General features: G+C 57.6%; 1 protein-coding gene. It reads left to right on the top strand.

What is annotated here, in order from left to right:
* Positions 1-540: 540 nt before the first annotated feature.
* Positions 541-807 (top strand): hypothetical protein (locus tag ACOCD2_RS23165; protein WP_293681470.1); only part of this gene is annotated, 267 nt, incomplete at its 3' end.

Raw genomic sequence — 807 nt, 5'->3', positions numbered from 1 at the left:
CAACCTATTGGTGCCCCAGCCGTCCTGGTCACCAAGCACTACGCAACAACTTCGCAAGCTCGTTGCTGCTCCGTACTTGGCTCCCAATGACTGGGCGCCGCGTTTGGATGCCTACTTTGCTTTCCTTCTGGCGCTATGCGCATGACGGGTAAGCAGTGCGGCCTCGCGGCTACTGGGGACTACCAGCCTTCGCTTCGCTCTCCATGGTTGGCAGCGAGGGGTGAGTAGTTACTTTTGATGATGACGACGAATGGCACGGGGCCGTCGGTGAGCGCGAAGAACTGCGGGCATTTATACCGATGAAAACGCTGGGTTTTTACAAGCTGGGCCCGTGGCTGGGAGATACCCAATCATGGCCGCACCAGGCAATTGTCGAGGCGTTCGCGTTATCTTCAAAGTGTGAAAATGATCTAGGCACGCCCCTGTGGAGCATGGCGTCAAATCTGGAGGAACACGGACCAGAATATGTCATCGAGATACTGAAGGAAGTCAACAAACTGGGCGAGATTTCGTCACACTCACACAACGGAGAGACCAAAAATGAACCACAAAGCGCCGTCCACCGCTGGAAAAATCGCAGCGGTGCGGGCTGTCCATACCATGCGTCCGGAACTGGCTCATCTGGTGCGCCTCGCCTCGTCGCGCGTCGATGGTGCCGGTGGCGCGCGGACCGTCAAAATCACAGTCGCCGATTATCAGAAAGCGGCAGGATTTGACCTGGCCGACGCTGCCGAGGCCGTTCAGGCGCTCATCAGGCGGCAGATTTCGGCAGGCGGAGAGGGCAGGTCTGAAATCAACTGGCTGGAA

The organism is Thiolapillus sp. (genome assembly GCF_048562965.1).
Classification (GTDB): Bacteria; Pseudomonadota; Gammaproteobacteria; order Chromatiales; family Chromatiaceae; genus Thiolapillus; species Thiolapillus brandeum_A.
This window is presented reverse-complemented; position numbering and strand designations above follow the sequence as displayed.